Source organism: Xylanibacter ruminicola, from assembly GCF_900142525.1.
Lineage (GTDB): Bacteria > Bacteroidota > Bacteroidia > Bacteroidales > Bacteroidaceae > Prevotella > Prevotella ruminicola_A.
Genome location: NZ_FRBD01000015.1, coordinates 56,621 through 77,299, shown reverse-complemented (window position 1 = coordinate 77,299; position 20,679 = coordinate 56,621). Strand labels below are relative to the sequence as shown.

The following is a 20,679-nucleotide window of genomic DNA, read 5'->3' as shown; positions in this document are numbered from 1 at the left end:
TTCTAATTTCGATCGCGGCAGCCATGCGCCGCACTTCATGCATTGCATTGTTTCTTCCATTTACATTAAAAAATATCCAATTGTTCAATCTGGTCGAGCCAGCAGCTTGAGCTTATTTCCAGCATGTTGAGCTTAACGACGCTGCCGTTATAATACTCGGGCTGAACGATGCCATGGCGGTAGTTGCTGGGGTCGAACGACAGGTAGCACACGCCCTTATGCCCCATGGCATCATCGCGCACCTTATCCACGATGATCTTCAGCATGTGCAGCGTGTTCGACGGACTGTGCTCATCATCGTTAAGCAGCACCAGACCGTAATCGGCGCGGTTGCGGAACTCTGCCGAGCCACTGGCGTTGTATAGCGATTCTATTTTCTCACCCCTCTGTAGCTTGGCAGGGTGCACTATCACGAATATCAGCAGTCCTGTGCGATGCGCGCAAAGCTCTATTTCGGCCAGTATGTCGCCTATCTTCATGGTGTCGCTCTTGGCCCCTTCAGGCAGCTGGATGTAGTTAAACGGGTCGAGCAGCAGTTGGGTGATGCCGTAGCGCATCTGCAGCTGTTCGGCGCGATGCAACAGCTTGTGGATGGTGCGCCCCGATGTCTCGTTGATAAAGAAGATGTTGTCGCACATCCAGTCGAGTATGCGGTCGGCCATGCGCTCTGGTATCTGCAACTTGCGATAGTCTACTCCACGCTCGGTAATTACCTGTTCCTTGCGAAACTTACGGCCTGCGATGGTAGTGGCCAATCGTTCAATGTGGCGCTCGGGTGGAAACATCTCGGGCGAGTAGAGGGCCGCCTTCCAGCCATGCTGCAGAGCCAAGTTCAGTATCAGGTCGTCGGCAAAGGTACTCTTACCAGTGTTTGGCTCGCCCACGATGATCACCGTGCGACCAGGCTCAAACTGCACGTGACTGTCAAACTCGCCCCAGCCAACGGTTTTGCCTGGCGTTACGCCATGCTCCCATATCTGCTTGGTGCGCTGGCGATAGTCGTTAACGGTTTCAACGCCGATGATAGGGCAGGGCTGGGCGTGGTTGATGCACTGCAGCACTGCATCTACGCCGTGCTCTATAAGCATCTCGTTGGCATCCTTAGTGGTTAGGACTGTGCTGAATCCCTCTACCCCTGGCCCCTCCTCCCCGGAGGAGGGGAGTTCGAGGCGCCACTCAACAATCCTGCACCTAGCCTCGCCGAAGTATGCAGCCAACTTGTCCCGCAGCTCTTCGCCCGGCTCGTCCATATCGCCCGCCAGATAGAACGTGCGTATCTGGTTGAGATGGCTGTAGCGAAAGCGGTCGAAGGTATGCATATCGGTTTTGGCTCCGTTCGCCACCGAGATCACGTTATCTATCCCGCACTCCATCAGAGCCAGTGCGTCCATCATGCCTTCGGTGACGAACAGTGTTTCTTGTCCGATGGCGGCATCGATGTTCCAAGGAATCAACTCGCAGTCAGGCTCAATAGAAAACTCTTTGGAGGTTGTCTTATACTGGATGTTAACTACCTTCGAGCCCTCGCGATAGGTGAATGCCAGGCACTCGCGTTCTAGGGTGCAGCCTTTGAACACGCGTTTGGCCGAGTATACACCAGCCTTTCGGGCCGTCTGAGGTTGAATCTTACGTTTCAGCAATTCGTCGATAGATACACCACTTAGCGGCATCAGCTTTGATATATTGGGTTGCTTAAACTTCTTTTTCTGAAACCCGCGTTTCTTGTTGTAGTCGGCCACCTTGGTGCTGACGATGAACTGGAATCCGCAGTTGTAACACTTTCCCAGTCCCGTGCTCATGTCGAGTCGCACGCACGTCTCATCCTTGTGCTTGCGACTGTCGGAGCAGTCGGGACAGGTGCAGCGCACGATGGTCTTGCCCAGCGCTTTCAGATTGGGTACGCCTTTGTCGTCTTTTTGGGCTCCTTTCACGTCGAGCTTTTTGATGGGAACGATGTAGTAGCCCGTACTGGTTTGTTGCCACTCCTTCTGTGGCTTAAAGTCTCCTTGCATCATCTTGTATTCTGTTATGTTCTGATTCTTCGAGTTTCTCCCAGGCCGTCTTCATCATGAAGTCCTCGGGCTGCATGTTGCTGCGCTGAAGGCATTCGGCCTTGGTGCTGTAGTGGCTTAATGGCACCCATCGTTCTTCTATCACGCTCCACATGGCGTACACATCGGTCTGCGGCGGTGCCCACCATGGCACCAACTCATTGTGCCCGCCATGCCGCTTGCCGTCGCGGTCGACCGATTCGTAAGCCGAGGGACCGATATGAGGCTGCGTGTCTTTAAGACACACGCAAGCCGACGCTGTATCTTTATTCTCTCTATTTTTACTATCTTTACTATCTTCACTATAGGGCGCGCGCCTACGCCTATGCGTACGCAAGGACTTGTCATCAGGGTGGGCTGTCATTCCAAGTGTTTGTCGCTGATATGGGCTATAGAACGATCCGTCTTCCGACATGACGAAGAGTCCGTAGTCGGTTATAATCCGCCACAGCCATTCTTCGTCGCATTTACACTCGCTTACAACCTTGCTCAAAGAATCCTTGTTGCCTATAGCGTTATGCTGGCGACGCAAATAGGCAAACACACGCACAAGGGCTCCCAATCCCCTGAGCGGCTCATCTTTTTCAAGACGGCACAGCTCAGCGGAGTCGAGAAACCAGAGCTCTAACTTTATACTCGCTATCATCGCTTAATTCTCAATTATTAATTATCATAGTTTTGCCGTTTTCAATCTTCAGTTTCTGATGGCGGTTGCGGCGGTAGTCAACCTTACACGAGATGTGCAGCCACCAACTGGTGCCGCTGTGCTCGATGATAAGCTGGTCGTAGTCGGCATACTGCTTGGCATAGCTGTAGAGCAGCAGCACAGCCTGCTTATCGCTGGCGTGGGCAAAGGGGCGTTTCGACTCTGGTATGGTGATGTCGGCCGCCTCACCCTTCAGGTGCTGCGAGGTATTGACACCGCCCACCATACTGTTTACCAGCTGACAGCGGTAGCCGCTGTTAACCTTGATGGGCAGCCCCAGTGCTTGGCGTATGGGCTCGAGCGAACGGACAACCAGATTCTGCAGCGCCGTGATGTGGCACTTCAGCGGCGTGTTAGGGATATGATGCTTCTTGGCGGTAGCCGAAGCGAGCATCTCGCTCAGTTTAAAGTGTTCCGACAGTTGCATGCCGGGATCAAATAGTTGTTTCATTGATTATTGTTGTTTTTTAGATTTTAATACCTACGGATTTTAAAACTTTAGAAGGGCGCCACTTTTTCAGTGACGCCCAATGGTAATAATTTAGAATAAATAGTTTTCTGTTGCATAGTTACAAGAGTTTAAAATGTTATTGCTAATGTGTTATGAAACACGCTGCAAAGATATAACATTTTGAAGCCCTTGTCAAGGGAGCTAATGGGAGTAAATTTCTTGACTCCCATAGCAAAATACAAATCTTAAAACAAATGATACAATTTCTTAAGCACCTTGTACAGAATGCTTAATTCTTTTGGATCATGACGCTTCTTAAGATTGTCTACAACCTTAGTTGGAGTTGCCGGAACCTTCTTGTTCATCAACGTAAATATAGCTTCTGCAAGCTCATTGATGGTTGCATGGCGACCCTTTTCGTTGAAAACTTTCTCGGTCATGTATATCATATACACAATCTCCATCAGGTCTATCTGAGAACCAGTCCAAATCACCTTCTTCTTGTTGTTAACTGTCTTTACTTTCTTAATTACAAAATTAATAATTACTTGTATTAAATTTTTAATTCTTATCATATTATTATCTTTAAAATTATATTTACTGTTTTATTTAAACACATAACTGTCTGGAGTCCACAAAATGCAGTCTCTTTAGATGAAATCTGGAAAAATAAGAAAATAGGCCCTGCCTAGAGATGCAGAGCCTATATACGATTTAGTTGGGCGGTTTTTCGAGTAACGCGCCCGCCTTTAAGAATGCAGCCCAACAACGTGAACCTGGGCCTTGATAGTTCATTGTTTCAGCTTTAGTTTTCACAAAGTTTACTTTTGTTATAATTTTGAGTTGCAAATTTACTTAAAAAAATCGTCATATTAAAAAAATCCTTTGGATTTTTCACATGATTACTAATATTTTCTACATTTCTGCTAGTAAAACTGCATTAATATAAACTTTTCCGCCCGAAAATTTGCAGAATTCGATAAAACGCCGTACCTCTGACTACGTCGAAGGTACTCTCGTTCGACAATAAAAACAAAAAAAACGTTTTTTGTTTGGTATTGTGCTCACTTATTCGTACCTTTGCAATCGATCACTGGCTGATGGTACTAAGGTACATCCACCGCTCCTAACCTGAGCATGGAAGCCCAAGGGTGGGCGCCGGTGTGATTTTTGAGGGTAAATATAACAAGCGTTTGCTGTTATTCGGAATGCCTTACGAATCTACCACATTCGAAAAGAAAACAAAATCCGAAGAGTAAGTTGCAAGCGTCTGTGCGTTTAGCATGGACGTGACTTATCTGGATTTTGTAGGCTTGTGGTAGAGCCTGTAGGGTATGGATGAGAGATCGTTCATGCTTTATTTGTGCTCTTAGCTATGCCTACACCTCCGAAGATAAGCATACGCCTTAATGCATAACGTATGGCAAATACAAATCTTGCTAATGCAAAAACTGCGAAGAACGACGAGTTCTACACGCAGTATGCTGACATACAGAAAGAGATAAACGCTTATCTGGATTACAACCCGGATGTGTTTCGTGACAAGACTGTGCTCTTGCCTTGTGATGATCCTGAGTGGAGTAACTTTACAAAGTTCTTCGCCCAGAACTTTCAGTTGTTTGGACTGAAGAAGTTGATATCTACCAGTTATGCTCCCGAGAGCAAGAAATATAAGATGCCTTATCAGCCAACATTGTTCGAAACGCAACAGCCTTACTTCAATCCAGATAAGGCCAAGACAAACGGAAAGATATTTGTGTTGGAGCGTGACATTACAGGTGATAACCGCATAGACATAAACGACCTGGAATGGCAATACTTAGAGGGTGATGGTGACTTCCGCAGTAAAGAAGTAACCAAACTACGAGACGAAGCTGATATTATCGTTACTAATCCGCCGTTCTCGTTGTTCAGAGAGTTTATCACGTGGCTGATAAAATCTGAGAAACTGTTCGTGATTATCGGCAATATGAATGCTATAACCTATAAAGAAGTTTTTCCGTTAATTCAGGGGAATAGGGTTTGGCTAGGCGCTACAGGGTTCGTAACCGATATGGTTTTTGGAGTACCTGAAGGAACTGTTGTCAAAGAGAGTGATAAGAAGAAAGCTGAGCGTCTTGGTTATGTTGGAAACTACACAAGGCTTGGTAATTCATGTTGGTATACAAATATCGAGCACGGCAGACGTCATAAGCCACTTCAATTAATGACTATGGCCGATAACTTCAAGCATAGTAAACATAAGGAATTACGTGGTCGTAAGGAGTATATTCATTACGAAAATTATAATGCAATAGAAGTTCCATATACTGATGCAATTCCTTCTGATTATGAAGGAATAATGGGGGTGCCAACTTCTTTCTTGGATAAGTATTGTCCTGAACAATTCGAGATATTAGGTATAACCGATAGAGGTAATGCTTATGGCATAAAGACCAAAGAGTTTACTTCTGATGAAACCCCGTTATATGGCGATTTAAACCGAAGGGGAGCAATTATGGTTGATGGAAAACTAAAGTCAACGTTCGCAAGATTACTAATCCGCAAAAAGCAATAGTCTATGAAAACTGAGTTTAAAATTTATACCGTTGAAGAAATCTGTGACGGCTTTGAGTATAACGAACTGGAGGGCAAAGGCCTGTACGGCTTGGCTGGTCAGCTGACAATTCAGCCAGAGTATCAGCGTAACTATATCTACGCTGATGGAAAGCGCGACGTTGCGGTTATCGACTCGGTACTGAAAGGCTATCCATTGGGCCTTATATATTTTAATAAGGTAGAAGGAGGCAGGTTGGAGGTTCTCGATGGTCAGCAGCGCATCACATCGTTAGGCCGCTTCCTGAAGAATAAGTTTGCTGTGAAGATAAACGATCTCGAACAGATATTCGACGGACTGAATGATGGTATGCAGCAGAAGATTCTGCAGACTAAACTGCTGGTCTATATCTGCGAGGGTGAGGGAGATCATGCTGAAGAGGAAATTAAGGAATGGTTTAAGACTATCAACATCGCGGGCATCCCGTTGAACCATCAAGAAGAGCTTAATGCGGTGTTCTCAGGCCCATTCGTTACAGCATGTAAGGCAGAGTTCTCTAACTCGCAGAATGCTAACATACAGCGCTGGGAATCGTATGTAAAAGGTCCAGCAAACCGTCAGCAGTTCCTGGCTACAGCCCTGGAGTGGGTGAGTAAGGGTAATGTAGATGGCTATATGAGTGCACATCGACGTGATGAAAATATCAACGAGATTAAGACCTACTTCAACACCGTGATTGATTGGGTTGACTCTAAGTTTGATGATGTATACGACGAGATGCAGGGCTTGAACTGGGGCGAACTATACGAGCGCTATCATAACTTGCCTTTGAATCATTCAGAGCTGTCGGCTAAGGTATATCAGCTGATGCACGATGACTTTGTAACTAATCGTCGTGGCATATTTGAGTATGTTCTTGGTGGATGTCAGGATACGAAGTTGCTGAATGTTCGTCTATTCGACAAACCCACTATGCGCAAGGTTTATCAGCAGCAGACCGACAAAGCCAAAGCAGAGAAAGTTTCAAACTGTCCATACTGCGCCATCGGTCATGATGCTAATCGCCAGCGCATCTGGAAACTGGAAGAGATGGATGCCGACCATGTAACAGCATGGAGTAAAGGCGGAAATACCGACATAGCAAACTGTCAGATGCTCTGCAAAACTCACAATCGAGCTAAAGGTAATAGATAACTAAAACCAATAAAATATGAAAGCAAAATCGAAATCATATGTAACGTCGGCCAAGACGATGTACGCTGCAATGACTATTCTGAAGAAGAATGGAGGCTCTATGCCTATCCGTATACTGATGCAGGAAGTTGAAAAGAATATTGAATTATCTGCATGGGAAAAAAGTATTTTAGAGAGTACCGGCAATATACGTTGGCAAAGCATTATGCACTTTACATCTGTTGACTACGTGCGTGCAGGATTCCTAATTAAGAAAAAAGGAAATTGGACCATCACTCCTGAAGGAGAGGATGCACTGAAGATGGGAGCTGAAAAGTTGCGTGACGAAGCAGGGGAACGATATAAGGTTTGGTATCGTGGTAAGGAACAGGCACCAGGCGAAAAACCGATAGTTCAACCTGAAGAAGAGAACGATCCAGCCAAGGAAACAATGATTGAGCTTGAAACGCTGGAGGAACGAGCTGCAAATGGAATACGTGAATACTTGAAGAGTAAGAATCCATATGAATTTCAGGATCTTGTGGCATCGCTACTAAAGGCAATGGGCTACTATATTCAGGCGGTAGCACCTCGTGGCAAAGATGGTGGTATAGACATCGTGGCATATACGGACCCATTGGGTGCTAAGACTCCACGAATAAAGGTGCAAGTAAAACATAAGCCTGATACTGCAACAGGTGCAGCTGATGTTCGTGCTCTATTAGGTATTCTTAAAGCTGGCGACATCGCTCTATTTGTAACCTCTGGCACTTATTCTACTGACGCTAAACATGCTGCAACAAGTGGCGACAAGTTTATCCGCCTGATAGATGGTGATGAGTTTATCCAAATGTGGCAAGAGTACTACGACAAGATGAGCGATGAGGATAAAAACATGCTCCCGCTGAAGCGAATCGCATTCTTAGGGAATAATGAATAGAAAGAAGATGCAGGACTGAATGATCAGTAGAACCGACCCTCCGATCAGATGCGTAGCCGAGCTGTTCAAACGCTATCAACAACTCACGAAATAAAAGAATCGATGATCAAACCAATGGAATGAAACAATTTTGATACTTTTTTGCCAAAAGATTTGGAAGATTCAGAAAGTGTTCGTATCTTTCTTCGACAAGCGAAGCGGCAAAGCCGAGCGGCAACGTGAAAGGTGGAACCAAGTAGAGCCACGATGTGCGGAACGGTGGCATCTGTGTGATGATGAGCAATTCGACCTTGCCGCTTGGTTTCATAATTTATATCGACCATCACTCAATAGAGTGGTGGTCGTTTTCTATTTTTACATATATTATTAGTGATCTAAATTAAACTGCCTATCTGGAATACGGCCATGCTGGCCACCCAGGCTACTGCGGTGGTGTAGAAGGCGGCGAAGAGGGCCCAGTGCCAAGAGCCCGTCTCGTTTTTGATGGCGGCTATAGTGGCGATACAGGGGAAGTAGAGCAGAATGAAGATGAGATAGGCATAGGCCGACAACGGGGTGATGCCTTCCTGCATCATCATCTGGCGCAGGCGGGTGTACTTCTCGTTATCATCGCTGAACTCCTCGTCATCGCCAAACGAATCGTCGCCGCTATACAGCACGCCGATAGACGAGGCCACAATCTCCTTAGCACCTACACCGCAGATAAGCGATACGTCGAGCTTCCAGTTGAAGCCCTGTGGGGCAAACACTGGCTCGATGGTCTTACCCATACGGCCGATGTAGCTCTGCTCCTGTTGCTGCTCGCGTGGCAGCTCGTCGTTATGCGGGAAGTAGCCCAGGGCCCAAACAATGATGCTGGCTACCAGGATGATGCCTCCCATCTTCTTGAGATACTCCTTACCTTTCTCCCACGTGTGGCGCCAGATGGCCTTAGGGGTGGGCCAGCGGTAAGGTGGCAGCTCCATGACAAACGGCGTGTCCTCGCCCTTGATAACGAACGATGAGAACACCTTGCTGACAACTACCGACACCAGGATGCCGATGGCATAGAGTGACAGCAATACCCACGAACGGTACTGCAGCGAGAAGAAGGTACCGGCTATCATGATATAGATGGGCAGGCGGGCTGAGCACGACATGAACGGCAGAATCATCATGGTGATGATGCGCGAACGGCGGCTCTCGATGGTACGAGTGGCCATGATGGCTGGCACATTGCAGCCGAAGCCCATGATGAGCGGAATGAACGACTTGCCGTGCAGACCCATCTTGTGCATCAGCTTGTCCATAATGAAAGCGGCACGGGCCATATAGCCTGAATCCTCCATCAGCGAGATGAAGAAATAGAGTATCAGTATCTGAGGCAGGAACACGATGACGCTGCCTACACCGCCGATGACACCATCGACCAGCATGGCCTTGAGCGGACCATCGTTCATGCCCTCGCTGATCTTGTCGCCCAGCCAGGCTATGCCTTCCTCAATCCAGTCCATAGGATACTGTCCGAGCGTAAACGTGGTCTCGAACATGACATACAGGATGAGGAAGAAGATGGGGAATCCCAGGTACTTGTGCGACAGGATATGATCGATCAGGTGGGTTACCTTATAGGTATCCTTCTTGCTGCCAGTGCGATATTCAGCCTCCTTGAGCGCACCATTGATAAAACCGTATTTGGCATCCATGATGGCGGTCTCAGAGTCGCTGCCTGTCTCCTCCTTGACACGGGCTGAGGCCTTATCGCGCTCGTTGGCCAGCTTGTGGAAGTCGTCCATACGCTGCTCGCCAGCCATGTGCTTACCCAGATAGTCGAGCACCTGACTGTCGTGCTCCAGGAGCTTCAGCGACAGGTATCGGGTAGAGTAGTGCTGGGTGATATGTTCATCGGCCTTGAGGTACTTCTGAATGTGCGAGATGCCGTCCTCGATCTCGTGACCGTAGTTGATGTGCAGGTGGCGCGAGAACTTGCTGGTGCCCTCGTAAACCTGAATAACTGCACGGAACAGCTCCTTGACGCCCATACCGCTCTTGAACGATGTGGGTATCATAGGCATACCAAACAGGGTGCTGAGAGTATCGAGGTTTACAGAGTCGCCACGACGCTCAAACTCGTCGTGCATGTTCAGCGCACATACCATACGGATGTTCATGTCGACCAGCTGGGTGGTGAGATAAAGGTTGCGCTCAAGGTTCGACGAGTCGATGACGTTGATGACCACATCGGGCATCTTCTCTGTAAGATGTTCGCGCACGTAAAGCTCCTCGGGCGAATAGCACGACAGCGAATAGGTGCCTGGCAGGTCGGTGAGCTTAAACTCGTAGCCGAACATGGAGGCTGTGGCTTCGGTGGCATCGACGGTAACGCCTGAGTAGTTGCCCACATGGCCGTGAGCACCCGAAGCAAAATTGAACAGCGACGTCTTGCCGCAGTTAGGGTTGCCCACCAGCGCTACGTTGATGGTGCGGCGCTCCTTCATGGCAGCATGGCGGATGTAATCGTCCTCGTGGCGATTGGCTTCGCTAGCCAGATTAAAAGTAGTATCTTCGAGTGGTGTGTCGGCTGACACAACCTCGATATTATCGGCTTCATGATGGCGAAGCGACACTTCATAGCCCATCAGTTTATATTTCACAGGATCGTGGAGTGGGGCATTGAGCAAAACCTCTACCTCCTGACCACGAATAAAGCCCATCTCGATGATGCGCTTACGGAAACCTCCGTGTCCTAATACCTTTACTATGACGCCTTTTTCGCCTGTTTTTAACTCTGATAGTTTCATAACTCATTGATTTCGAGTGCAAAGATACATAAAAAAACTTGCAACCCGTTTGCAAAGGCCGCAAGTTTTTGTAAAATACCTAAAAATAATGATAGGTTACTCGGTTTCGAAGTAATTTTCGAGTTCAGCTTTAGCGCTTCCGCCCTCGTTAGCCAGGTCGCGTACGATGTGTCCCTTCTCCAGCAATGCGATGCGGTTAGAGATGTCGATCGTGTGTGCGAGGTTATGGCTTGAAACCAGAATGGTAGCGCCCGTATCCTTATTATAATCGGTGAGCACGTGCTTCAGTACGTTCTGGCTTGAAGGATCGAGGAAGTTGAACGGTTCGTCGAGAATCACCAACTTGGGACGATTGAACAGGGCCGAGATGATGCCCACCTTCTGCTTGTTACCGGCAGAGAGGTTGCGAATCAGCTTCTTCTGACCGAAGATCTCGCCTGCAGCCAGACGCTCAAAGTCCTTCAGGCGCTCGTCGACCTGAGCCTGAGTCATATCGGTAATCTTGCCGATGAAGGCAAAATACTCCTCAGGGGTGAGGAAATCGATCAAGAAACCCTCGTCGATATATGAGCCGGTAGAAGCTTTCCACTCCTCGCTGGCAGCGGGATTGATGCCATCGAGCGCTACCTCGCCCTCATCGGGCTTCAGCAGGTCGAGAAGCATGCGGAAGAGCGTAGTCTTACCAGCACCGTTATTACCTACAAGACCTAAGATATCGCCATCGTTAACTGTGAAGTTCTCAATGTCGCAGGCAACGGTCTTGCCAAACGCCTTTTTCAAATTGGTTATGGTTATCATAATTCTTAACTCTTAACTCTTAATTCTTAATTCTTAACTCTTAACTCCTCACACGATTCCCTTTCCGTGGCAGTTCTTGAACTTCTTGCCTGAGCCGCAAGGACATGGATCATTACGTCCGGGCAGCTTGTCCTTTACTACTGGCTGACGGTTCTGCTGGGCACGAGTGTCGTGCTGGGCAGCAGCCTGCTGATTGCGATCAACCAACTGCTCATCGCCGATGTTCTGCTTGCTCTCAACATACTGCTGGCGCTGAGTGCGCTGCTCAGGAGCGGCCTCCTGAACCTGCTGTTGCATCTCAGGAATCTGGCTGCGAGTCAGGATAGAGCAGATGCGGTTATACATCTCGTTGATCATATCGTCCCAAACCTTGGCACTCTCCAGCTTGAAGATGAGCAGAGGATCCTTCTGCTCGTAAGAGGCATTCTGTACAGAGTGCTTCAGTTCGTCGAGCTGGCGCAGATTCTCCTTCCAAGAGTCGTCGATGATATGGAGCAGGATGCTCTTCTCAAACTCCTTGACAATGCTCTTGCAGTCGCTCTCGTAAGCCTCCTTCAGGTTACAAGGAATGTTGAACATCTTGCGACCATCGGTGATGGGCACCATGATGCGCTCGTAGATAGAACCCTGATTCTCGTAAACCTGCTTGATGATAGGCTGGGCAACAGTCTGAATGCGCTCAGTCTTGCGGTTGAAGTTGCCGATAGCTGCCTGGAAAGCGTTCTCGTAAAGCAGTTCGCGCTGCATGTTGATATACTCATCGCTGCTGAATGGAACCTCCATCGACAGAACGTGCAGGAATTCCTCCTTACAGCCCTGATAGTCGGCAGAGTTCTCGATGATGTTTACTACGCGGTCCCAGATGATGTTGGCGATATCCATACCGATACGCTCACCCATCAGGGCATGGCGGCGCTTCTCGTAGATCACGGTACGCTGCTTGTTCATCACATCATCGTACTCGATCAGGCGCTTACGGATACCGAAGTTGTTCTCCTCAACTTTCTTCTGTGCGCGCTCAATGCTCTTAGAGATCATGGGGCTCTCGATCATCTCGCCATCCTTGAATCCCAGACGGTCCATAACCGATGCTATACGCTCTGAAGCGAACAGACGCATCAGCTTATCCTCGAGTGATACATAGAATACAGAAGAACCTGGGTCACCCTGACGTCCGGCACGACCACGAAGCTGACGGTCGACACGGCGGCTCTCGTGGCGCTCGGTACCGATGATGGCCAGACCGCCTGCAGCCTTAACCTCAGGCGACAGCTTGATATCGGTACCACGACCAGCCATGTTGGTGGCAATGGTAACGGCACCCTTACCGTTGGTGCTCTGTCCGGCCAGTGCTACGATGTCGGCCTCCTTCTGGTGCAGCTTAGCATTCAGCACCTGGTGGGGGATACCCTCGCGCTTACCGGTCTCAGGATTAACATACATATCGAGCATACGGCTCAGCAACTCAGATATCTCGACCGATGTGGTACCAATCAGAGTTGGGCGGCCTGCATTACGCATCTTTACAACCTCGTCGATCACAGCCTTATACTTCTCACGGGCTGTCTTATATACGCGGTCGTCTTGGTCGTTACGGATAACAGGACGGTTGGTTGGAATCTCAACTACATCGAGCTTGTAGATATCCCAGAACTCACCTGCCTCGGTAGAAGCTGTACCGGTCATACCTGAGAGCTTGTGATACATACGGAAGTAGTTCTGCAGGGTGATGGTAGCAAAGGTCTGGGTAGCAGCCTCGACCTTAACGTGCTCCTTAGCCTCGACAGCCTGGTGCAAGCCATCGCTCCAACGGCGACCTTCCATGATACGACCTGTCTGCTCGTCAACAATCTTCACCTCGCCATCAATCACTACATACTCATCGTCCTTATTGAACATGCAGTAAGCCTTGAGCAGCTGCTGCAGGGTGTGAACACGCTCGCTCTGAACGGCGTAGTGGCTCATCAGCTCGTCTTTCTTGTCGAGACGCTCCTGATCGCTCAGACCAGTCTCGGCCTCGAGGGCAGAAAGCTCGGTAGTGATATCGGGCAATACGAACAGTTCGTTATCGTTTACCTGCTTAGCCAGCCAAGCGGTACCCTTATCGGTAAGGTCGCATGAGTTCATCTTCTCATCAACCACGAAGTACAGAGGCTCAACGCACTCTGGCATACGGCGGTTGTTGTTCTCCATGTAGATGTTCTCGGTGTTCTGCATACCGCTCTTGATACCCTCCTCAGAGAGGAACTTGATGAGCGGTTTGTTCTTTGGCATAGCCTTGTGAGAACGGTAGAGTGACAGGAAACCTGCATCGAGCTTTTCCTGACCTTCCTTCTTGTTGCCTGCCTCAACCAGCTTGTTACCCTCGGCAATCAAGGTCTTGGCCTCGGCCAGATACTGAGTAGCCAGCTGGCGCTGAACGCCTACCAGCTTCTCAACCAGTGGCTGATACTCCTCGAACATCTGGTCGTCGCCCTTGGGGATAGGACCAGAGATGATGAGAGGTGTACGGGCATCGTCGATCAATACTGAGTCGACCTCATCGACGATAGCGTAGTTGTGTGCACGTTGTACCAGGTCGGATGGCGAGATAGCCATGTTATCACGCAGATAGTCGAAACCAAACTCGTTGTTGGTACCGAAGGTGATATCGGCCTGATAAGCCTTACGACGAGCCTCAGAGTTAGGCTGGTGCTTGTCGATACAATCTACTGACAGACCATGGAACATATAAAGAGGACCCATCCACTCTGAGTCACGCTTTGCCAGATAATCGTTCACAGTTACTACATGAACACCGTTGCCGGTAAGGGCATTCAGGAATACAGGCAGGGTAGCCACAAGGGTCTTACCCTCACCAGTAGCCATCTCGGCAATCTTACCCTGATGCAGTACTACACCACCAAACAGCTGTACGTCGTAGTGAACCATTTCCCACTTCAGGTCGTTACCTCCTGCAGTCCAGTGGTTGTGGTAGATAGCCTTATCGCCATCGATGGTGATGAAGTCCTTCTTAGGATCACCAGCCAACTCACGGTCGAAGTCGGTAGCTGTAACGATGGTCTCCTCGTTCTCAGCAAAACGACGGGCAGTTTCCTTAACGATGGCGAAAACCTCAGGCATCACCTCGTTCAGAGCCCCCTCGTAGATCTCCAGCACTTCCTTCTCGATCTTATCGATCTGTGCAAAGATGTCGGCACGCTCATCGATAGGAGTATTCTCGATAGTTGCCTTTAACTCCTCGATACGCTTTTTCTGCTCGTTGGCAGAGTTCTGTACCTGCTGCTGCAATGTTTTGGTTCGCTGACGCAGTGCGTCGTTATCCAGCTTCTGTACCTCGGGATACACGGCCTTAACCTGCTCTACGAGGGGCTGGATGAGTTTCATGTCGCGTGAGGACTTATCACCAAACAGCGACTTTAAGATTTTGTTGAAATTCATATTTAATGTTACTTTTTTACTAATGTTTGGGTATGACTTATGTTAAAACGGCGGCAAAAATACAAAAAATAATTGTAATCACCAAGCCTTTTTATTAAAAAAGAGGTGTGGTCATACACGCATTAGGCGCACGGATGCGAATTGACTTGGCAATAGTGGGGGCAATCCGCTCTATGCTTACTGGTGTCGTTACCTTTTGGGCAGGGATGTTGGCACCATAGAAAATAATGGGGAAATATGCTAATGATTTGTTTACTTTTATCTCTTCGTGGGTGTCGTCGTTCTGCATCTGCCAACCTGGGTTGATCTCAACCACAAGGTCGCCGATATGCTGTTCGTACAGATGTGTATGAACGCTCTTGATGCCTGACATCTGCAGTAGGAACTCCTTGGCCTTGAGGGTGGCATCGGTCAGCGTGATGCGTTTTGACTCAAGAATCTGGTGATTCAGGTAGAGCTGATTACGATAGGCGCCCTCTACGTACTTGCCGTGACCCCACAGTGCACCGAAGTACATGTTGAGAAGATTGGCAGTACGATTGGTGTAATAGATGCCAGTAGGGATGTTGTATCTGGCATAATCGTCGAAATTCTCCTGGGTATATCCCGTAGAGGTTACAACAAACAGCGTTTGCTCTTTGCCTATGAGATGCTCGATGCCGCGAACCAGTTTCAGGAGGGCATCGTTGAGCGTGATATCGTCAGTATTATTCCCGTCTTTTCTGTCGTATGAAACGAATAGCAAATCGGGGATGGAATCTTTTCCAAGTCTTTCTTCAATAAGAAGTTGTAATGCTTTGTCGGTCAGACTTATAGCGTTATACTTCTTTTTCTTTTCTTCGCTCCAAGCTATGCGGTCGGCCTGATGGCCTGCTGCCAGTTCGGCTGTCTCCTTTTTTACGGCTATCGCACACACCTTTCCTTCACCCTTAGTGGCAAGTTTGAGCTCGTCGCCAAGTGTGGATACAGCGATGTCGTTGGGCGTGGGAGTAACAGTCTGCAGCGATTGACGGTCGAGCCATTTGTCGGCCGTGATGGTGTGATAGAAGGGCGTTGTGCCTGTGACAACTGACGAAATGGCAGACGACAGGTCGACATCCTTATAAGGATAGAATCCTTGCTCATAGATTAATCCATCGTCGAACAGAGTAGGGTAGTCATTCATCAACTGATCGATAGTGATATTCACTACCAATCGGGGGCTGACTCCCTTCTGTGCCTGGGCTTGCGAGCTGAGTGCCAGCATCGTAAGCAGGGTGACGTATAGATATCTATTCTTCATTTCTTAATACGTATCAGCAAACATAGTGCCACAATCCAAATTCCTTCGGCATAGCTCTGGAATATGCCACCGATGGCAAACAGTAGCAGCATGGCCAGCTGTAGTCGTCGCCATGTGTGGCGCTTGCCTTTTATGATGGCTGGTATGAACAGCAGCGGTAGCGGGTTGAACAGCAGCAGGTTGAGATTGAGCGATGTAGTAGGGTGCTGCGAGAAGATCATCACTGTAAGCACAATGCCTAATAATCCCTGTACCGTCATCAGCAGCACATCCCACCATTTGCATATCTTCTTGCGCTTCCACTCGTAAAGTGCGATAACTACAGATATCAGCAACAGTATGACAGCCACTTCGGTGGGCGTCAGGATAAAATCGGGCTCTATCTGCTGTACGCCAGGAGGCACAATCATGCGCTGTGCCTTGACCAGAGGGCGGTATTGACCATCCTTGTATATCTGAGCACGGGCAAAGTCCTGCATCAGGTTCATAGGCAGGAACTCCTGTTCAGAGCGGTTGGTCTTCAGGTCGGCCTTCAGTCCTAGCAGCATATCGTTGCCCCACTTGGACCACAGATGGTTGCGAGTGCACTCACGCATCATCTCGCGGAATGATGGCTCGTAGTCCTCGCGTTCATTATAAATTACTTGGCCGTCGATGCTCTGTTCCACTATATCGCGTGGCTTGGTTGAACAGTTGTTGTAGAAGTAATTATAGCGGTAAACGCGGTTCTCGGGCTTCAGGTTGTCGGATAGAGCCTGCTGCAGCTTGCGTTTCTCGTCGTTGGTCAGGTTCAGTACCTGCTCTGTGATGCTGCTTCCCCATTGCTTGTAATAAGGCCAGAATCGGTCGAATGGGTAGCCTGCCAGCTCATAGTCAGTCAGTCCGAATACGAACCTAAGTACAAAGTAAGGTTTGCTGAAACTGAACATGCCCCAGTTGAACACCAGGTCAAGGTCGCCGCTATGCCATCTGAGTGCTGAGTGACCATACAGACTATATACCTCTTCATGAGGCGAACAGGTTAATAAACTCACCTCGACCGAGTCCATTGGATCGAATTGGCGATTAATGGAGTCGGAACCGTAATAAACCTGTTTTGCATCATTTTGTGCGAATATGGGGGTTATACTGCTGATAGTCAGCAAGATAACCGCTGTAAAGAGCCTCTTAATTTTCTTTTCTAAATGTTTCACGATGCAAAAATAACTTATATTTTCGAAGAAAAAGCCATTACTTCGGTTTTTTTTTGATAATTTTGCACGCTGAAATGTTTTTCAATAGAAATAAAGAATATCATATGAATAAATTTCTCGCCAGTTTCGTTTTGGCAACCTTAACGACATCGGCTTTTGCTCAGAGCAGCACAAACTCTCCCTACAGCCAGTTTGGCTTAGGCGATCTTACTGACCAGAGTGTGGGTTTTAATAAAGGTATGAACGGCGTGGGCCTTGCCATGCGTCGTGGTAACGAGGTAAACCCCATGAACCCTGCTTCGTATTCGTCTATCGATTCTCTGACGATGCTTTTTGATGCAGGTTTCTCAGGTCAGATAACCTATTATAATGAAAATGGTGTCAAAGCAAGCGGCAAGAGTGGCGGTTTTGACTATGTGGTTGCATTGTTCCGTGCATTTAAGAATGTAGGCGTATCATTTGGTGTACTGCCTTACTCGAATATTGGCTATAATTATTCTTCGACCGAAGTACTGAATGATGGTAATCAAACCTATGTTCAGTCACAATATGAAGGTGACGGTGGTCTGCATCAATTGTACATTGGTACAGGTATACGTCCCATCAAACAACTGTCAATCGGTTTCAATCTTGCTTACTTGTGGGGTGACTATAATCGTTCAATAGGCTCTATAGAATCTTCGCAACTCAGTATTCTTACAAAGGAATATAGGGCTGATATAAGCAGCTACAAATTTGATCTGGGTGTACAGTTCGAACTACCATTAAATAAGCATGACAATATAACACTGGCTGCAACATGGACACCTGGTCATTCGCTTAAGTCTGATCCTGAGTGTTTGATTACAAATATCAAAACCTCCATCAGCAAAGCCGATACAACAACATTCAAAATCGACAATGGATTGAAGATTCCAACCACTTTTGGCTTCGGTGTTACATATAATCGTGAGCAGAATCTGCGTGTAGGTGCTGACTTGCACATACAAAAGTGGGGTGGTGTGGATTTCCCTACGTTGACAAAGAATCAGCAGACAGGAGTAACATCGTATGCTTTGAAATCTGGTTTGCTCAAGGATAGCTATCGCCTTAATATCGGTGCTGAGTGGACGCCACGTCCATTGGGTCGTAAGTTCCTGCAGCGCGTGCGTTATCGTGCCGGTGTAGGCATGGCAACACCTTATTATTATATTAATGGTAAGGAAGGTCCAAAGGAGCTGTCGGCCAGCATTGGTTTTGGTATCCCCATCATGAATGGTTATAACAATCGTTCTATACTTAATATAAGTGGTCAGATCGTACATCGTTCGGCAGACAATATGATTAAAGAGAATATGCTCCGCCTGAATATTGGACTGACATTCAATGAGAGATGGTTCGCAAAGTGGAAAGTAGAATAATAACCATTGCTTTCATGGGGTTGTTGTTACTGAGCTGTAACGAGGTTCAGGAACATACTGCACCAGCCATACGTGACCGAGATTCTGCATCGGTCATGACCTCTTATGGTGTCAACACACTGATTAGCGACAGCGGCGTTATCAAATACAAGATTGTTACTGAGCGCTGGGATGTGAACATGGTGAAGAATCCATCGCGCTGGACATTTGAGAAGGGCGTGTTCTTCGAACAGTTTGACGAGAAATTCCATGTAGAGGCGTATATCCAGGCTGACACAGCGTGGTATTACGACCAGAAGAAACTGTGGCATCTGCGTGGGCGCGTAAAGATACGCAACATTAACGGACTGTTATACGAGAGCGAAGAACTGTTTTGGGATGGTTTACGCCACGAGCTCTATTCTAATGTCTATTCAAAGGTTACTACGCCTGAGCGTAGCATGGAAGGAACTTATTTCCTTTCAGACGAACGAATGACTCACTATACCGTGTCGAACTCAAAGGGGTCGTTTACCCGCGAGGATATGACGGGCGAGAGCAAGGATGAGGAGAAGGATAAGCAGGAGGCCAAGAAGGATACAGTACAGGCACCTCAGCCCATGCGTCAGCAATTACAGAAACACAGGAGGACCGGACAATGACAACACTGATTATCTGGCTATTGGTTTCAATGCTCTTTTCTGCATTTTTCTCAGGAATGGAGATTGCTTTTGTGTCGTCAAACCGCCTGCGTGCAGAGATGGATCGCGAAAAGAACCGATTCTCGCAGAAAATCATCAAGACCTTCTACCAGCATCCTAACAACTTTGTTTCAACCATGCTGGTTGGCAACAACATATCGCTGGTTATTTACGGTATCCTGTTTGCCAAGCTCTTTGATTCTACGCTGTTTGCATCGTTGAGCGATGGTGTAAGGGTTACTGCCGATACTTTGCTCTCAACATTCATCGTGCTGTTTACAGGCGAATTCCTGCCTAAATCCATATTCAAGAACAATCCTAACACGCTTCTTACCGTGTTTGCCGTTCCTGCATGGATATGCTATGTGATTCTGTATCCGATATCGCGGTTTGCCACATTGCTGTCGAAAGGACTTTTGCGACTAGTAGGCATCCGTATGGACAAAGGGGGGGCGGAGAAGGAATTTACCAAGGTTGATCTTGATTATCTGGTACAGACCAGTATTGATAATGCTGATAACGAAGACGAGATTGAGGACGAGGTGAAGATATTCCAGAACGCACTGGATTTCTCGGAGACCAAGATACGCGACTGTATGGTGCCACGTACTGAGATAGATGCCGTTGAGGATACTTCGACGATAGAGCAACTAAAGCAGGTGTTTATCGAAAGCGGCCACTCTAAAATCCTGGTTTATCATGAGGATATCGACCATGTCATCGGTTACATTCACTCTTCTGATTTGTTCCGTAACCCCACTGAACTTAAAGGGATAATACGCGAGATCTCGTTTGTGCCCGAGACTATGCTGGCATCAAAGCTGATGAAACAGCTGATGCAGCAGAAACGCTCGCTAGCAGTGGTTGTTGACGAGTTTGGCGGTACTAGCGGTCTGGTGTCGCTCGAAGACATTATGGAAGAGATTACCGGTGAGATTGAGGATGAACACGACAATACGAATCTCGTGGCCAAACAACTGTCGGATAAGGAGTATATGCTTTCAGCCAGACTTGAGATTACAAAGATCAACGAAATGTTTGACCTTGACCTGCCTGAGAGCGATGAGTATATGACTCTTGGAGGACTGATTCTGCATGAATACCAGTCGTTCCCAAAACTCAACGAAGTGGTGAAAATAGACAGATACGAGTTTAAAATAGTTAAGAATACGGCAACAAAAATAGAATTGGTACGATTAAACATCAACGAATAGCCAATTTTCTACGAAAAAATTTCGTTGTTTCGAA

General features: G+C 47.7%; 16 protein-coding genes. 6 read left to right on the top strand and 10 right to left on the bottom strand.

Going from position 1 to position 20,679, the window contains the following annotated elements; all coding sequences use genetic code 11:
* Positions 1-65: 65 nt before the first annotated feature.
* From BUB86_RS10570 to BUB86_RS10555, 4 genes are all read right to left on the bottom strand, one after another.
* Positions 66-2,015, bottom strand: a complete 1,950-nt coding sequence (locus BUB86_RS10570; protein ID WP_073209275.1) for a bifunctional DNA primase/helicase — start codon at positions 2,013-2,015, stop codon at positions 66-68.
* Positions 1,996-2,697: a hypothetical protein gene (locus BUB86_RS10565; protein ID WP_073209274.1), complete on the bottom strand. Its 702-nt coding sequence runs from the start codon at positions 2,695-2,697 to the stop codon at positions 1,996-1,998. Before BUB86_RS10565 ends, BUB86_RS10570 begins: the two co-directional genes overlap by 20 nt.
* Before the next feature lie 10 nt (positions 2,698-2,707).
* Positions 2,708-3,208, bottom strand: coding sequence for a D-Ala-D-Ala carboxypeptidase family metallohydrolase (locus BUB86_RS10560; RefSeq protein ID WP_081373207.1), 501 nt, complete (start codon positions 3,206-3,208; stop codon positions 2,708-2,710).
* Between the two features lie 245 nt (positions 3,209-3,453).
* The gene (locus BUB86_RS10555; RefSeq protein ID WP_073209271.1) at positions 3,454-3,783 is read right to left on the bottom strand and encodes an RteC domain-containing protein; all 330 of its coding nucleotides are present in this window, start codon (positions 3,781-3,783) and stop codon (positions 3,454-3,456) included.
* Positions 3,784-4,628: 845 nt separating this feature from the next.
* On the opposite strand from BUB86_RS10555, the gene BUB86_RS10550 reads away from it, so the two are divergent.
* From BUB86_RS10550 to BUB86_RS10540, 3 genes are read left to right on the top strand one after another with little or no spacing between them, the layout of a single operon-like run.
* Complete coding sequence (locus tag BUB86_RS10550) at positions 4,629-5,765, top strand: adenine-specific methyltransferase EcoRI family protein (RefSeq protein ID WP_073209214.1); 1,137 nt, start codon at positions 4,629-4,631, stop codon at positions 5,763-5,765.
* Positions 5,766-5,768: 3 nt separating this feature from the next.
* On the top strand, positions 5,769-6,938 hold the full coding sequence (locus tag BUB86_RS10545; RefSeq protein WP_073209211.1) for an HNH endonuclease family protein: 1,170 nt from the start codon (positions 5,769-5,771) through the stop codon (positions 6,936-6,938).
* Between the two features lie 16 nt (positions 6,939-6,954).
* Positions 6,955-7,857 carry a restriction endonuclease gene (locus BUB86_RS10540; RefSeq protein ID WP_073209208.1) on the top strand — a complete coding sequence of 301 codons (903 nt, stop codon included), beginning with the start codon at positions 6,955-6,957 and terminating at the stop codon, positions 7,855-7,857.
* Positions 7,858-7,963: 106 nt separating this feature from the next.
* On the opposite strand, the gene BUB86_RS17245 is transcribed toward BUB86_RS10540, so the two are convergent.
* The 6 genes from BUB86_RS17245 to BUB86_RS10515 form a co-directional block, all read right to left on the bottom strand.
* Positions 7,964-8,164: a hypothetical protein gene (locus BUB86_RS17245; RefSeq protein ID WP_139261559.1), complete on the bottom strand. Its 201-nt coding sequence runs from the start codon at positions 8,162-8,164 to the stop codon at positions 7,964-7,966.
* Positions 8,165-8,231: 67 nt separating this feature from the next.
* Positions 8,232-10,637 carry a ferrous iron transport protein B gene (feoB, locus tag BUB86_RS10535; RefSeq protein ID WP_073209205.1) on the bottom strand — a complete coding sequence of 802 codons (2,406 nt, stop codon included), beginning with the start codon at positions 10,635-10,637 and terminating at the stop codon, positions 8,232-8,234.
* Positions 10,638-10,733: 96 nt separating this feature from the next.
* Complete coding sequence (locus BUB86_RS10530; RefSeq protein ID WP_073209202.1) at positions 10,734-11,435, bottom strand: ABC transporter ATP-binding protein; 702 nt, start codon at positions 11,433-11,435, stop codon at positions 10,734-10,736.
* Between the two features lie 48 nt (positions 11,436-11,483).
* Positions 11,484-14,876 (bottom strand): preprotein translocase subunit SecA, encoded by a 3,393-nt coding sequence (gene secA / locus BUB86_RS10525; RefSeq protein WP_073209200.1) that lies wholly within the window; start codon positions 14,874-14,876, stop codon positions 11,484-11,486.
* A gap of 94 nt (positions 14,877-14,970) precedes the next feature.
* Entirely contained in the window at positions 14,971-16,158 is a 1,188-nt protein-coding gene (locus BUB86_RS10520) for an alkaline phosphatase family protein (protein WP_073209198.1), read from the bottom strand.
* The gene (locus BUB86_RS10515) at positions 16,155-17,351 is read right to left on the bottom strand and encodes a DUF4105 domain-containing protein (protein WP_073209195.1); all 1,197 of its coding nucleotides are present in this window, start codon (positions 17,349-17,351) and stop codon (positions 16,155-16,157) included. Before BUB86_RS10515 ends, BUB86_RS10520 begins: the two co-directional genes overlap by 4 nt.
* Positions 17,352-17,455: 104 nt before the next feature.
* Between BUB86_RS10515 and BUB86_RS10510 the strand changes: the two genes are divergently transcribed.
* The 3 genes from BUB86_RS10510 to BUB86_RS10500 are packed head-to-tail and all read left to right on the top strand — an operon-like array spanning position 17,456 to position 20,645.
* Positions 17,456-18,751, top strand: coding sequence for a hypothetical protein (locus BUB86_RS10510; RefSeq protein WP_073209353.1), 1,296 nt, complete (start codon positions 17,456-17,458; stop codon positions 18,749-18,751).
* A 14-nt stretch (positions 18,752-18,765) separates the two neighbouring features.
* Positions 18,766-19,392, top strand: a complete 627-nt coding sequence (locus BUB86_RS10505) for an LPS export ABC transporter periplasmic protein LptC (RefSeq protein WP_254795148.1) — start codon at positions 18,766-18,768, stop codon at positions 19,390-19,392.
* Positions 19,389-20,645 carry a hemolysin family protein gene (locus BUB86_RS10500; protein ID WP_073209191.1) on the top strand — a complete coding sequence of 419 codons (1,257 nt, stop codon included), beginning with the start codon at positions 19,389-19,391 and terminating at the stop codon, positions 20,643-20,645. The genes BUB86_RS10505 and BUB86_RS10500 overlap by 4 nt, the downstream gene beginning before the upstream one ends.
* The last annotated feature ends 34 nt before the right edge of the window (positions 20,646-20,679 follow it).

What these genes read in the sequence shown, in the direction of transcription:
- BUB86_RS10570 (WP_073209275.1), bottom strand. Translation starts at nt 2,015, where the DNA reads ATGATGCAAGGAGACTTTAAGCCACAGAAGGAGTGGCAACAAACCAGT.
- BUB86_RS10565 (WP_073209274.1), bottom strand. Translation starts at nt 2,697, where the DNA reads ATGATAGCGAGTATAAAGTTAGAGCTCTGGTTTCTCGACTCCGCTGAG.
- BUB86_RS10560 (WP_081373207.1), bottom strand. Translation starts at nt 3,208, where the DNA reads ATGAAACAACTATTTGATCCCGGCATGCAACTGTCGGAACACTTTAAA.
- BUB86_RS10555 (WP_073209271.1), bottom strand. Translation starts at nt 3,783, where the DNA reads ATGATAAGAATTAAAAATTTAATACAAGTAATTATTAATTTTGTAATT.
- BUB86_RS10550 (WP_073209214.1), top strand. Translation starts at nt 4,629, where the DNA reads ATGGCAAATACAAATCTTGCTAATGCAAAAACTGCGAAGAACGACGAG.
- BUB86_RS10545 (WP_073209211.1), top strand. Translation starts at nt 5,769, where the DNA reads ATGAAAACTGAGTTTAAAATTTATACCGTTGAAGAAATCTGTGACGGC.
- BUB86_RS10540 (WP_073209208.1), top strand. Translation starts at nt 6,955, where the DNA reads ATGAAAGCAAAATCGAAATCATATGTAACGTCGGCCAAGACGATGTAC.
- BUB86_RS17245 (WP_139261559.1), bottom strand. Translation starts at nt 8,164, where the DNA reads ATGAAACCAAGCGGCAAGGTCGAATTGCTCATCATCACACAGATGCCA.
- feoB (WP_073209205.1), bottom strand. Translation starts at nt 10,637, where the DNA reads ATGAAACTATCAGAGTTAAAAACAGGCGAAAAAGGCGTCATAGTAAAG.
- BUB86_RS10530 (WP_073209202.1), bottom strand. Translation starts at nt 11,435, where the DNA reads ATGATAACCATAACCAATTTGAAAAAGGCGTTTGGCAAGACCGTTGCC.
- secA (WP_073209200.1), bottom strand. Translation starts at nt 14,876, where the DNA reads ATGAATTTCAACAAAATCTTAAAGTCGCTGTTTGGTGATAAGTCCTCA.
- BUB86_RS10520 (WP_073209198.1), bottom strand. Translation starts at nt 16,158, where the DNA reads ATGAAGAATAGATATCTATACGTCACCCTGCTTACGATGCTGGCACTC.
- BUB86_RS10510 (WP_073209353.1), top strand. Translation starts at nt 17,456, where the DNA reads ATGAATAAATTTCTCGCCAGTTTCGTTTTGGCAACCTTAACGACATCG.
- BUB86_RS10505 (WP_254795148.1), top strand. Translation starts at nt 18,766, where the DNA reads ATGGGGTTGTTGTTACTGAGCTGTAACGAGGTTCAGGAACATACTGCA.
- BUB86_RS10500 (WP_073209191.1), top strand. Translation starts at nt 19,389, where the DNA reads ATGACAACACTGATTATCTGGCTATTGGTTTCAATGCTCTTTTCTGCA.